The sequence below is a fragment of the Gemmatimonadota bacterium genome, assembly GCA_009838645.1.
Taxonomy (GTDB): Bacteria; JAAXHH01; JAAXHH01; order JAAXHH01; family JAAXHH01; genus JAAXHH01.
In genome coordinates, this window is the sequence record VXRC01000018.1 from 22,624 (window position 1) to 35,803 (window position 13,180).

10 protein-coding genes and 2 tRNA genes are annotated in these 13,180 nt (G+C 63.9%); 5 read left to right on the plus strand and 7 right to left on the minus strand.

Going from position 1 to position 13,180, the window contains the following annotated elements:
- Positions 1-26 precede the first annotated feature (26 nt).
- Positions 27-1,994, plus strand: a complete 1,968-nt coding sequence (acs, locus tag F4Y38_05890; protein MXY48819.1) for an acetate--CoA ligase — start codon at positions 27-29, stop codon at positions 1,992-1,994.
- 28 nt (positions 1,995-2,022) lie between these two features.
- Here the strand turns inward: acs and F4Y38_05895 are convergent, their stop codons facing one another.
- From F4Y38_05895 to F4Y38_05915, 5 genes are all read right to left on the minus strand, one after another.
- Positions 2,023-2,823: a glucose 1-dehydrogenase gene (locus F4Y38_05895; protein MXY48820.1), complete on the minus strand. Its 801-nt coding sequence runs from the start codon at positions 2,821-2,823 to the stop codon at positions 2,023-2,025.
- The gene (locus F4Y38_05900; protein MXY48821.1) at positions 2,823-3,659 is read right to left on the minus strand and encodes a phytanoyl-CoA dioxygenase family protein; all 837 of its coding nucleotides are present in this window, start codon (positions 3,657-3,659) and stop codon (positions 2,823-2,825) included. The genes F4Y38_05895 and F4Y38_05900 overlap by 1 nt, the downstream gene beginning before the upstream one ends.
- A 97-nt stretch (positions 3,660-3,756) precedes the next feature.
- Positions 3,757-4,791 (minus strand): hypothetical protein, encoded by a 1,035-nt coding sequence (locus F4Y38_05905; protein MXY48822.1) that lies wholly within the window; start codon positions 4,789-4,791, stop codon positions 3,757-3,759.
- Positions 4,792-5,036: 245 nt separating this feature from the next.
- Positions 5,037-5,108 (minus strand) — tRNA-Cys (locus F4Y38_05910).
- Between the two features lie 9 nt (positions 5,109-5,117).
- Positions 5,118-5,189, minus strand: a tRNA-Gly gene (locus tag F4Y38_05915).
- 253 nt (positions 5,190-5,442) lie between these two features.
- On the opposite strand from F4Y38_05915, the gene F4Y38_05920 reads away from it, so the two are divergent.
- Positions 5,443-5,718, plus strand: a complete 276-nt coding sequence (locus F4Y38_05920; GenBank protein ID MXY48823.1) for a hypothetical protein — start codon at positions 5,443-5,445, stop codon at positions 5,716-5,718.
- A 36-nt stretch (positions 5,719-5,754) separates the two neighbouring features.
- Here F4Y38_05920 and F4Y38_05925 read toward each other — a convergent pair whose 3' ends face one another.
- Both F4Y38_05925 and F4Y38_05930 read right to left on the minus strand, forming a co-directional pair.
- A complete protein-coding gene (locus F4Y38_05925; GenBank protein ID MXY48824.1) occupies positions 5,755-8,277 on the minus strand; it encodes a PBP1A family penicillin-binding protein in 2,523 nt (840 codons plus the stop codon).
- 31 nt (positions 8,278-8,308) lie between these two features.
- Positions 8,309-9,256 (minus strand): hypothetical protein, encoded by a 948-nt coding sequence (locus F4Y38_05930; protein ID MXY48825.1) that lies wholly within the window; start codon positions 9,254-9,256, stop codon positions 8,309-8,311.
- A gap of 187 nt (positions 9,257-9,443) precedes the next feature.
- Between F4Y38_05930 and F4Y38_05935 the strand changes: the two genes are divergently transcribed.
- The 3 genes from F4Y38_05935 to F4Y38_05945 all read left to right on the plus strand — a co-directional run.
- Positions 9,444-10,901, plus strand: a complete 1,458-nt coding sequence (locus F4Y38_05935) for a magnesium chelatase (GenBank protein MXY48826.1) — start codon at positions 9,444-9,446, stop codon at positions 10,899-10,901.
- Positions 10,902-11,087: 186 nt separating this feature from the next.
- A complete protein-coding gene (gene thrS / locus F4Y38_05940; protein ID MXY48827.1) occupies positions 11,088-12,986 on the plus strand; it encodes a threonine--tRNA ligase in 1,899 nt (632 codons plus the stop codon).
- A 61-nt stretch (positions 12,987-13,047) separates the two neighbouring features.
- Positions 13,048-13,180, plus strand: a 133-nt coding sequence (locus F4Y38_05945) for a translation initiation factor IF-3 (GenBank protein MXY48828.1), incomplete at its 3' end; no start/stop codon positions are given.

Consider the following 13,180-nt stretch of genomic DNA (forward strand, 5'->3'; position numbering starts at 1 on the left):
CATAAACTGAAGACCGGAGACCGAACATGTCCGACCTGTATCAGCCCAATGAGACCTTTCGCAACAAGGCGCACCTGACGAGCCTGGACGAATACCGGAGGGAATACGAGCGTTCCGTCGCCGACCCGGAGGCCTTCTGGGCCGAGCAGGCGGAATCGTTCCACTGGTTCAGGAAATGGGACCGAATCCGGTCCTACAACTACGATATGCGGAAGGGCCCCGTGTCCATCAAGTGGTTCGAAGGCGGCAAGACCAACATCGTGCATAACTGCATCGACCGCCATCTCGAGACGCGCGGCGACCAGACGGCCATCATCTGGGAAGGCAACGAGCCGGGCGAGGACGGACACCTCACCTACCGTGAACTGCACGAGCAGGTCTGCAAGTTCGCCAACGTGCTCAAGTCGCGGGGCGTCGGGAAGGGCGACCGGGTGTCGATCTACCTCCCCATGATTCCCGAACTGGCCGTCGCCATGCTGGCCTGCGCCCGGATCGGCGCGGTCCATTCCATCGTGTTCGGCGGGTTCTCGGCCGATTCGCTGTCAGACCGTATCGTGGATTCGACCTGCACGACGGTCATCACCACCAACGGGACCCATCGCGGCGACAAGCCGGTCTTCATGAAGCCGGTGGCGGACGAAGCCATGGCCTCGGCGGAGAAGGAGATGGGCGAGCCGGTCACCACCTGCATCGTGGTCGACCGGGTCAAGGACGATCCCGAATTCCAATTCCCCATGCAGGAAGGCCGGGACTTCTGGTGGCATGACCTGATGGACCGGGCCGCCGACGACTGCCCGTGCGAGGAGATGGACGCGGAGGATCCCCTGTTCATTCTCTACACCTCCGGGTCCACGGGCAAGCCGAAGGGCGTGCAGCATACCGTCGGTGGATACATGGTATACACGGGAGTTACCCACCGCTACGTCTTCGATTACCATGACGGCGACATCTATTTCTGCGGCGCGGACATCGGCTGGGTCACGGGACATTCCTATATCATCTACGGCCCCCTGGGCAACGGCGCCACGACGATCATGTTCGAGGGCATTCCGACCTACCCGGCGCCCGACCGCTGCTGGGAGATCATCGAGAAGTACGGCGTCAACCAGTTCTATACGGCGCCGACCGCCATCCGGGCGCTGGCGCGGGAAGGCGAGGAATGGGCGGCCCGGCATCCCATGCCCACGCTCCAGCTCCTGGGCACGGTGGGCGAGCCGATCAATCCCGAGGCCTGGCGGTGGTACCACGTCAACGTGGGCAAGGAGCGGTGCCCCATCGTGGACACGTGGTGGCAGACGGAGACCGGCGGGATCATGATCACTCCGCTGCCGGGCGCCATCCCCACCAAGCCGGGTTCCGCCACCCTGCCCTTCTTCGGTGTGAAGCCCGTGCTGCTGGACGGCGAGAGCGGAAGAGAACTCGAGGGCAACGGCATCATGGGCGTGCTGGCCATCCGGGAGCCCTGGCCCGGGCAGATGCGGACGGTGTACGGAGACCACCAGCGGTTCGAGGAAACCTACTTTCAGCAGTACAAGGGGTATTACTTCACCGGGGACGGCTGCCGCAGGGACGAGGACGGATACTACTGGATCACGGGCCGGGTGGACGATGTCATCAACGTCTCCGGCCACCGGATGGGCACGGCCGAGGTGGAAAGCGCCCTGGTGGCCCACGGCTCGGTGGCCGAAGCGGCCGTGGTCGGGTTCCCCCACGAGATCAAGGGGCAGGGGATATACGCCTACGTGACGCTCAACGTGGGTGAGGAATACACGGAAGACCTGCGCGGCGACCTGAAGAAGCAGGTGCGCTCGATCATCGGTCCTATCGCCACGCCCGACGTGATCCACTGGGCGCCGGCCTTGCCCAAGACGCGCTCCGGCAAGATCATGCGCCGCATCCTGCGGAAGATCGCCACCAACGAGCTGGACCAGATCGGCGATACGACGACCCTGGCGGACCCCGCCGTGGTGGACCAGTTGATCGAGAACAGGTAAGAGCGGTGGCGCGCCGGTTGCGGGCCGCTTAGCTTCGCCCGCCGCAGGCCGTGACCGTCTGGCCGGTCACGAAGCTCGAGTCTTCCGAGAGCAGGAACCGGATCACGGAGGCCATTTCCCCGGGTTGGGCTATGCGGCCCATGGGCGTGGAAGCGATGAGCCGGTCGATCATGCCCGGATTGCCTGACCCGGCCAGGTCGGTATCGGTAAGGCCCGGGGCCACGCAGTTTACGCGGACGTTATGGGGCGCGAAGGCCTCCGCGCAGTGCCGCGTGAGGGAAATCACCGCCGCCTTGGTCGTGGCGTAGTGGATCATGTCCTTCTTCAGGATGATGCCCGCGAGCGAAGCCACATTGACGATGCGGCCGAATCCACGTTCGATCATCTCGTCCTTCACCGCCCAGGTCGCCAGGAACACCCCGTCCACGTTCACCTCGAACATGCGTTTCCAGTCCGCGAAGGCGAGTTCCGAATGGGGCTGGTTCTTCGCGATCCCCGCGTTATTCACCAGCAGGTCGACGGGTCCCAGGCGCGCCCGTACCTCCGCGGCCATCCGGTCCACGCCGGCTTCCGATGATACGTCGGCCTGTACGATCATGCTTTCCGCGCCGGCCTCCTCCACCATGGCGAGAGCCGCTCTTGCCGCTTCCTCGTTGCGCGCGTAGTTGATCGCCACCCGGGCGCCGTGTTCGGCCAGCATGCGGCACGTGGACCGGCCGATCCCCCGGGAACCGCCGGTCACCAGGGCGGTGCGGCCCGCGAACTCCGCGGTCTGATCGGCCCGTTCGGACTGATCGAGCTTTTCGAGATGTGTCGATGCGTCAGCCATCAGCCGTACGCTCCCTTGCTGTGCCGGCCCAGCATGCGCTGCAGGCGGGGCGAGGCCTCGGCCCACACGTGGCCGGGCATGCGATAGTCGATGAAGGGGTGGAATTTCTGCGCGATGAACCGCTTGCTGTAGGTGACGCCGGCCATCAGCCGGGTGCGGTCGGACGCGTTCGGTGCCCCGCGGTGCCAGATCTGGTTGTTGAACATGTAGGCGTCGCCCTTCCGGACGAGGAATGAGTGGGGCCCTCGGCCGTCGAATGTGGGGTGGTCCTGCTCATGGGGCAGATGCGGCTGGCGTCCCGCGAGATGGCTGCCGGGGACGACTTGCGTGGGACCGAAACGCACCTCCTCCACGTCGGTCAGTGGCGTGAAGATCTGCAGGATGAAACAGGGCGGGGGCACGGCAGGATCGTGGCGCGGCACGCCGTCCGGCAGAGGGAAATGGACCAGGTCGTCCAGGTGCCATCCACCGGGACCGTCCTCGACCGCCGCTGGATTGGACGGCGTGTAGAGCGCGTTCTGGGACATGCAATGGCAGTCGTCGCCGAGAATGGCCTCTGCCAGGCTCGCGAAGGGCTCGCGCACGATGAGGTCGCGGAAAGCATAGGAATACTCGAACATGCGCATCAGGCTGGTGCCGCGGATCTGGTCCCGCGCCGGTTCGTGCATGCGGGGATCTTCCCACTTGCGCCGCATGTCCGCCCGCAGGGCCTCCACCTCTTCGTCTTCCATCAGCCGGCCGAAGGCGTAGTAGCCGTCCCGCTGTAAGCAGCGGCGGATATGTACGGTCTCCTCGTCGGTGAACCGCTCGCCGGTCTGAATGGCGCTCAGTGCCATGATAGCTCCTGGTTTTTGATTCAGGGAGCACGAATTGCGGACGACTTACGGACTCGCGGTTCGAGCATTTCAAACGCACGGCCCGGTTTCTTACCTGTTACAACCTGACCTTGGCCAGGTAGATGATCGCCGGATAGAGAAAGTGCTGCTCGCCCGTCTCCACCTCGTGCTGCGAGTAGTAACTGAGCAGCAGGGCGCCGTCTTCATGGTACACGGCGCCTGCGTAGGACGTGTCTCCGCCCGAGGGCAGGTCGAGGACATGGACTACGCCGTCGTCCTCTACCCGCCAGATGCTGGTGCGCCGTTCGACAATCCGCCCGGGGTCATCCACATCGCCCGACCCGCCCGCACCGCCCGGCTGGCTTTGCTTGCCCGGTCCACTTGGCTCGCGCACGTGTTGCCGGCCGATTACGTATTCCCGTCCGCCGGCCACCACGAGCCGGGGCGCGGGGATCACGTACCCCATATCCTGAAGCCGCCAGTCCGTGTACGGGGGTTCCGCGGAGGCCAGGGTGAACCGGTTTTCGTCGCCGCCGCGGATGGCGATACGCATGGTACTGGCGTCGGTGATGCGGAAGGTGGCTTCGCTGCCGTTATTGGTAACGACGGACACGCGCTCCCATTCCAGCCCGTCCGTAGACTGCAGCAAGTGAAGCTCGGTCGGTTTCCGGTCCCATTCCCCCGGTTCGTTTCCATAGGCGAGCCCGTAGAAACGGTCGTTCCCTCGCCCGATGCCCCAGAGCCAGTACCCGTCCCGGTATACCTGACGGGGTTCCGTCCATGTCGCGCCGTCCTCGCTGAATGAACAGACGGACCGTATGAGGCGCGGCCCCTCATCGCCGTGCTGCACCGGGTCGGGCCGGGTGACGTTTCCGGCATAGACGAACAGCCGGTCTTCCGTCGCGACCATATGAGGGTCCCGGTCGTCGCCCGTGGTGTTGACCGGCACGCCTGTGCGTCGCCAGTCAACCAGGTCAACGCTGGAGATCACGACCGCCTTCCCCTCGGGACTCACGTGGGAAAGGCCGTTGCGGAAGCAGATGTAGTACCGGCCCTTGAAGAACTGGAAATCCGTAAAGGCGTTGTGCCAGCCGTCTTCGTAGATGCGCCGGACCCATTCGATTTTCGCCATGGTTCCCGTGCCTTGATTCTAGTTGTGTTTGGTCGGTTCGAAGGTGCGTTCGATGGCTATTATACTGCGGGGATTCGGGGGGTGCAAGAAGGAATGACGGGTCCGGCGACGACGTTGGCATCGCGCCGGCGTACCGCGTGATAGCACGCAAGGCGATGGCCGGAAACGAGATGTTTCCGGGAAGCCGGGCCACGATCGATTGCAGATTGGATTGGGGAGTTGGAAGCTGGAAGCTGGAAGTCGCAAGGCGGCAGCCGGATTCGAACCGGCGATCGAGGATTTGCAGTCCCGTGCCTTAGCCACTTGGCTATGCCGCCACGTCCGAGGGCGGGAGACGGGGCTTGAACCCGCGACCCTCACCTTGGCAAGGTGATGCTCTACCGCTGAGCTACTCCCGCTGATAACACGCAAACCTTCGAAGACCGTACTGCAAACTTCCCCGAAAATATCATTATCGGACCGCCCGGTGTCAAGTGTTTTGTTCCCCCGCGGCGGGACATCGAGACTTGACCCGTGACGGCGACCGATATATGTTACAACTCATTAAAAGCGTCCTGTAACAGCGACGTGCGAGTCGGATTCCGATCCGCGGCTTCCGGGGGATTCCAGGACCGGCGGGCTACAGCGGATCGTCTTGCCTTCGTGTGCACCATGGACAGTACGACCCTTTTGCAGGAATTCGAAGACCTGGCGGAACGGATGTCGATCCGGGTCCGCTACGGCAAGCTGGACGGCGACGGCGGGCTGTGCCGGTACCGCGGCAGGTACCATATCGTCATCAACAAGCGGCTCGACACCGACGGCCGGATCAATCTCCTCGGCCGCGCCTTCTCCGAATTTCCCCTGGAAAACGTCTTCCTGATTCCCGCGGTCCGGGAAGCGATCGACCGCAACCGGTCCGGGCCAGAGCATCTGCACGGGAACTGAAACCCTGCGCAGTTCCTCGACCTTCCCGCGACAACCCTATCGATCAACAGGTCCGCCTGGTTCCAGCAAACTGGTCTCTTCAGCTGCGGCCCCGTCCGCTGGTCCGCCTGGTTCCAGCAATCCGGTCTCTTCGGTTGCAGCCCCGTCAGACGGGATCATCTCCGTCCTTACCCTGGGATTCGTGCCCCGGACGGTCACGACCAGGGATCGCTCCTGGTCCTGGGACGGCCGGCCCGTGCGGAAGTCGACGCGGATCTTCTCGATGCCCAGCGGCATGGGGAAAGCCGGCGGAGGCTTCGCTTCCTCGTCCACGGTCGTTCCTACCCCGGCTTCCGGTCCTACACTATCGCCGGTTCTGTCGGCGGGAAAACCGGCGGACGGGCCGCGCGCGGAATCGGCCGCCGCCATCATCGCCTGGACTTCACGCTGCTCCTGCAGCGCCGCGGCCTGTTTCATGAAGGGCGCCCAGACGGGTATGGCGCCCGAAGCGCCGGTAATCTCCTCGTCTTCCACGATGGACAGGAGGGGCCGGGCATCGTCGTATCCCACCCAGACGGATGTGGCGAGGTCCTTTGTAAAACCGTTGAACCAGACGTCCCTGGATTCGCTCGAAGTCCCCGTCTTCCCGCCGCTCGGGGCCGTGAAACCGTATCTGTAGCGTGCGCCGACCCCCGTGCCGCCGCTTATGACGCCGCGCAGGAGGTCGAGCATCAGGTACGCGGACTGCTCGCTGATCACGCGACGCGATTCCGGTACGGTTTCCTCGATCATCCTGCCCTCGGAATCTTCCACGCGGATGATGACGTAGGGCCTGTGGTAGATCCCGCCCGTGGCGAACACGGAGTAGGCGGAAGCCATCTCCAGGGGCGAGACGCCGTTGGTGCCCAGTGCAAGGGAGAGTATGGGCTCCAACGGGCTGGTTATGCCCAGGCGGCGGGCGTACTCGATGACCGTCGAGGGCCCGACCTCGCTGACCAGTTTCGCGGAAACCACATTGATCGACCGCATGAAGGCGCGCTTGAGGATGACGGGCCCCTCGTACTCCCGGGTGAAGTTCTGCGGTTCCCAGAGATCTCCCAGTTCGGTGGTATAGGCGACCGGTTCGTCAACCACGACCGTGTTCGCGGAATAACCCAGGTGGTCCAGCGCCGCAAGGTAGACGACCGGCTTGAAGCCGGACCCCGGTTGCCGGTTGCTCTCGACGGCCCGGTTGAATTCGCTCGCCGTGTAGTCGCGGCCCCCGGCCAGGGCCCGTACCGCCCCGGTGCGCGTGTCGACGGCGACCAGCGCCGCCTCGAGCGCCTGTTTCCGCTCTTCCGCCGTGGCCGTTTCGTAGGCCGTGTCGCCGACCAGGGAATCCACGTAGGTCATCCGGGTGCGGATGGTCTCCTCGGCGAGTTCCTGCAGGTCCAGGTCCATGGCGATGTGCACGGTGAGTCCACCGTTGTAGACCAGGTTGCTGCCGAAGCGCCGGATCAGGAGGTCTTCAACGTAATCGAGGTAGTACGGACCCCTGGCCGGACCGATGCTCGTACCCTTGAGCGTGATTTCTTCCTCCCGGGCCAGCGCGGCGTCTTCCTCCGTGATGTACCCGTTGTCCATCATGCGGCGGAACACGGTCTCCCTGCGGCTGAGCGCGCGGTCCATGCGGTAGTAGGGGTTGTAGTCGCTAGGCCGCTGGACCAGGCCGGCGAGCAGCGCGGATTCGCCCAGCGTGAGCTCGCTCGCGCGCTTGCTGAAGAACCGTTGCGCGGCCTCTTCCACGCCGTAGGCGTCGGCGCCGAAATACATATTGTTACAGTAGGCGGACAGGATCTCGTCTTTGGTGAACCTCGCCTCGATCTGCATGGCGGCCATGGCTTCGCGGATCTTGCGGATCCATACCTTCTCACGAGTAAAGAAGAGGTGGCGCGCCAGCTGCTGGGTGATCGTGCTCGCGCCCTGCCCCAGGATCTGGCCCTCGCGAAGATTGGTCACGAAGGCCCGGACGATGCCGGGCTTGTCCACGCCCCGGTGATGGAAGAAATCGGCGTCCTCGGTGGCGATGATCGCGTCCCGGAACACCGGCGCGATCTCTTCCAGCGCGACCCGGCGATGACCGCCCAGGGTATGCACAAGGCGGGGATTGCCCTCCTGGTCTTCGGCGTAGATCCGGGTCATCTGACCGAAGATGTCGTTCAGGTCGTCCGGAAGGCGGGGAATGGACGGCACGGTGAGGTAGAACAGCACGACGGCCACGAGCGCACCGAACAGCAACGCGGCCGATCCCGCGTATACCATGCGCCTGATATACCTGAATGACCGCGTGATCGGGGTTTCCCGGACGCTTGCCGCCGAGGCGCGGGCGCGTTCCTCTTCCGGGCTGCGACGATCGGCGTTACCTGGGGCCGCGAAGCCGTGGTCTCCCGCACTGTGCCGTCCGCCGTCCCCTGCGCCGCGAGCGCGTATCGGCGGGAAGCTCCTGAGGATGCGCTGGAGAATGGGCTGCAGGAATCTCCTGAGGCGATTCATCCAGTTGCTGACCGGGAGTCTATCCCGGAGGTCTCGTAAGAAGTCCATCGCCTTTCCAGGTCCGTCCGCAGTGGACGGATCAAAGCGCTCCGAGCGCCACGTACAGTTCCACGAACAGGTCCGCGGACACCGGTATGGTGACCACGGCGATCTGGCCGTCGACCAGCCGTTCGATCTGGATGATCCGCTGGTTCTCCGATACGCCTACCCGCTGGGCGGTCTCTTCGAGATCCCTGAACCTGATCGGATCGATGATTTCGTCCCGCATTTCCATGTCCAGGCTCCGCAGCGTGTCGAAGAACACCGCGGCCTCGTACACGTGCTCCATGTCTTCGTGCATCCTTCCTTCGGACGCCGATGCGTATGCGTCGATGAGATCGAATTGCCCGGCCGATATGGGCATGCGGTGCAGGATGTAGTTGTCGTCGTCCACCATGTAGACCTCGCCCCGGCGAATCCACCCCGGGCGGATGACGACCGTGCGCGTCCAGGCTGCAAGGGAATCAGGTTCGAAGGCCGCCTGTGGCCGAGAGAGTGAGTCCGCCCCCGCGGCAACGGGCGTGTCGGCAGGCTCATCCGGCCCCCCGGCAACGGGCGTGACCACCGGCTCATACGGCCTGAAGCCAGCCCGGTCCGCGGTGCGCGTCCCGGGAGGGTAGGCTGCGCCGGTCAACCATTCGGGCATGGCCAGGAAACGGTCCCGGGTCATGATCAGCTTGTGCCCGCGTTCCAGCCGGACGACGTCGGACGGCGGAGCGAACCCGGCTTCAGGCCGGTCCGGATCTTCTCCCGCGTCCAGCGCGACCATGCTGCGCTGTTCAATCAATTCGTTCGCCTTCTCCAGCGCCTGGTTGGTCCGGCTCTCCTGGTCGACGAACCGCTCCAACCGATCGCGGGAATCGTTGCGGGCGTCCATGTACGCGCCGGCGAACCGTTCGATGACATGCCAGCGCAATTCGACCAGGCCCACGGCAACCAGCGCGATGGCCAGCAACGCGATGAGCACTGCGTGAATCACGTTCTTCATGACCTTACAACATAGCCGACAGGCCCTCCCGAGTCAAAGGAAAAGGCGGTGCGCCGGCCCACGGGAGAAGCCAAAAAACGGTTGACAGGACGGGCCTCGCAGGATAGAATCCGTCGACTGTCGGAAGGGAAATCCACGCCACGGATCCTCCCCTCGAATCCATCCCTTTCAGGACGCCCGGGAGCACATGGACTACACCGCTGCAACGACCATCGGTGCGCTGCGCGGAATGGGATATCCGCAACGGACCGTCAAGGACGAGATGCGGGACAACCTGATGGTCAAACTTGCCCGCGGCGAGCCAGTCTTTCCCGGCATCGTCGGATACGACAAGACCGTCATCCCCGAACTGGTCAACGCGATCCTGTCCCGGCACGACTTCATTCTCCTCGGGCTGCGGGGACAGGCGAAGACCCGCATCCTGAGAGCCCTGGCCACGCTACTCGACGAGTACCTGCCCGTGATCGCGGGTTGCGAGATCAACAGTTCGCCCTATGCGCCCGTCAGCCGACGCGCCCGGGACCTCGTGTCCGAACACGGTGACGACACCCCCATCGAATGGATCGGCCGGTCGCGGCGTTACGGCGAGAAGCTCGCCACACCCGACGTGACCATTTCCGACCTGATCGGCGACATCGATCCCATCAAGGCGGCCTCCCAGCGGCTTCACTACGCCCACGAGGGCGTGATCCACTTCGGCATCATCCCGAGGATGAACCGTGGCGTTTTCGCCGTGAACGAACTGCCCGACCTGCAGCCCCGCATCCAGGTCGGCCTGCTGAACATCATGGAGGAGAAGGACATCCAGATCCGGGGATTCCCGGTGCGGATTCCCCTGGACGTGATGATCGTCTTCTCGGCGAACCCGGAAGACTATACCAATCGCGGGACCATCATCACACCGCTCAAGGACCGGATCGATTCGCAGATTCTGACCCATTATCCCGTCAGCCGCGAATACGCCATGGCCATCACCGACCAGGAGGCCTGGACCGAGCGGTCCGGCGGCGTGCGGATCGACATGCCGTCCTTCCTGCGCGAAACGGTGGAGGAGATCGCCTTCCAGGCCCGGAGCAGCGAGTTCATCGACCAGACCTCCGGCGTAAGCACGCGCATGACCATCGCCGCCATGGAAAACCTGGTCAGCCAGGTCGAAAAGCGATGCATCCTGCAGGGCAAGCGGTCCGCCGTGCCCCGCATGTGCGATCTGTCCGCCGTGATCCCGGCGATGACCGGCAAGCTGGAACTCGTGTACGAGGGCGAGCAGGAAGGCGAGGTCAAAGTGGCCGAAGCGCTGATCGGCCGGGCCGTGAAGGAAGTCTTCGGACACTACTTCCCCGCGGCCTTCGGCGAAGATGATGAACGCGACGCGTGCTACCGGGAAGTCCTCGCCTGGTTCGAAGAAGGACAGACGGTCGAGATTTCGGACACCATGGACGACAAATCCTATTATGGCGCGCTGAACGGCGTCGACGGGTTGCGGAAGCTGGCCGGCCGGCACGTCCGGACGGAAAACCGGGTGGAACTGTCCGTTGCCATGGAGTTCCTGCTCGAGGGCCTGCACCAGCATTCGAGGATCAGCAAGAGCGTCGCCGACGGCCGACGATCCTACAGCGATATGATGGGCAGCCTGTTCGAACGCTGAGGGGATTTCCGGGCCAGGTAAATCTGTTGACAAATCCCGGTGCGAGCTTTATTTTTTTTTGTTTGTCCGGTAGGTAGAAAGGCCTTGTGGAATCGGGAGGTCCGGCCTGGAATAGCTGTGGATCAACGCAGGAGTCAGTCATTGAAAAACGTCAGGATCACACTTCCCGACGGCGGTCAGATCGAAATGGAGCAGGGGGCGACGGTCATGGACGCCGTGGCGCGCATTGGTCCCGGTCTGGGCAAAGCGGCGCTCGCGGCCAAGATCGACGGCGACCAGGTCGACCTGGACCACCGGCTGGACGGGGACGCCGCCCTGGAGGTGCTGACCTTCAGCAATCCCGAGGGCCGGGAGGTGTACTGGCACAGCACGACGCACCTGATGGCCCAGGCCACCAAGGAGCTGTTCCCCGAAGCGCAACTGACCATCGGTCCGCCGATCGAAGAGGGATTCTACTACGACTTCGACAAGCCGGAGCCGTTCACGACCGATGATCTCGAGCGCATCGAGGGCCGCATGGTCGAGCTGTCCCGGGCGGACATGCCCATCCGGCGCCGCGAGCTCTCCCGCGAGGATGCCCGCGCCCTGTTCACCGAACGGGGCGAGTCCTACAAGGTCGAGATGATTGACGACCTCGAGGCGGACGAGGTGATCAGCATCTACGAGCAGGGGGATTTCATCGACCTCTGCCGGGGCCCGCACATCCCGTCGACCGGAAAGATCAAGGCCTTCAAGCTGCTCAGCGTCGCGGCCGCCTACTGGCACGGGGACGAGAACAACCAGAGCCTGCAGCGGATATACGGCGTGTCCTATCCCCGCAGAAAGGACCTGGACGAGTACCTGGAACGGCGCGCCGAGGCCGAACGGAGGGACCACCGCAAGCTGGGCAGACAACTCGGGCTGTTCATGTTCCATCCCTATGCGCCGGCGTCGCCCTTCTTCTTCCCAAAAGGCGCCCGGGTCTATAATGCCCTGACCGACTACGTGCGCGATCTATACAAGAAGCACGGGTACGACGAAGTCATCACTCCACTGATCTACGAAGCCGGGCTGTGGAAGACCTCCGGCCATTACGAGCATTTCTGGGACGAGATGTTCACCATAGACGCCGACGACCGGGAATACGCGCCCAAGCCGATGAACTGTCCCAGCCACTGCCTCATGTATGCGGCGGGCCACCATTCCTACCGCGATCTGCCCATCCGGTACGCCGATTTCGCCCGGTTGCACCGGCACGAGCGTTCCGGGGTGACGGCCGGCCTGATGCGGGTGCGTTCCTTTTCGCAGGACGACGCCCACATCTTCTGCCGCCCCGACCAGATCCGCGACGAAATCGACGATTTCATCAGGATGCTGTCAGACGCCTACACTACGCTGGGTTTCGAGGACACCGTCATCTACCTGTCCACGCGATCGGACAAGCGCGCCGGTTCGGACGAGCTCTGGGACCAGGCGGAGGAGACCCTTTCCAGCGTGCTGGACAGCCTGGGGGTCGACTACGAGGTGGCGCCCGGCGAAGCGGCCTTCTACGGACCCAAAGTGGATTTCTTCGTGAAGGACGCCCTGCAACGCCCCTGGCAGCTGGGTACGTGCCAGCTTGATTTCAACATGCCGGAGCTCTTCGACCTGGAATACGTCACCGAATCCGGCAAGACCGCCCGGCCCGTCATGATCCACCGCGCCATACTCGGCAGCCTGGAACGGTTCCTCGGCGTGTACATCGAGCACTGCGCCGGCGCGTTCCCGACCTGGCTGGCGCCGGTTCAGGCGGTCGTGATCGGCATATCGGAACACCAGACCCATTATGTCCACGGTGTGGCGCGCAGGCTCGAAGACGCGGGGATCCGGGTCGAGATGGACGTGAGAAACCAGAAAGTCGGGTACAAGATCCGTGAGGCGGAGACGAAGAAGATCCCCTTCATGGCCATTGCCGGGGCCCGCGAGATGGCGGCAGGCGACGTGTCCGTACGCCGCCACGGCAGGGGCGACCAGGGGAACATGCCGGTGGAAGCCCTGATCGGCGCGGTGAAAGAAGAAATCGACCGGACCGTCCGGACAAGCCGGACCGTCCAGGCGGCGGATTGAATCAAATTCACAAGGATCCGGGAGGAAAGCCATTCAAAAGAGAACCGTCAGAGTCAACGGAATGATTCGCGTGCCCCAGGTGCGGGTAATCAGCGCGGAAGGCGAGCAGGTCGGCATCATGGAGACCAGGGAGGCCATGCAGCTTGCGTCCGGCGCCGACCTCGACCTCGTGGAAGTGTCGCCCGATGCCCGCC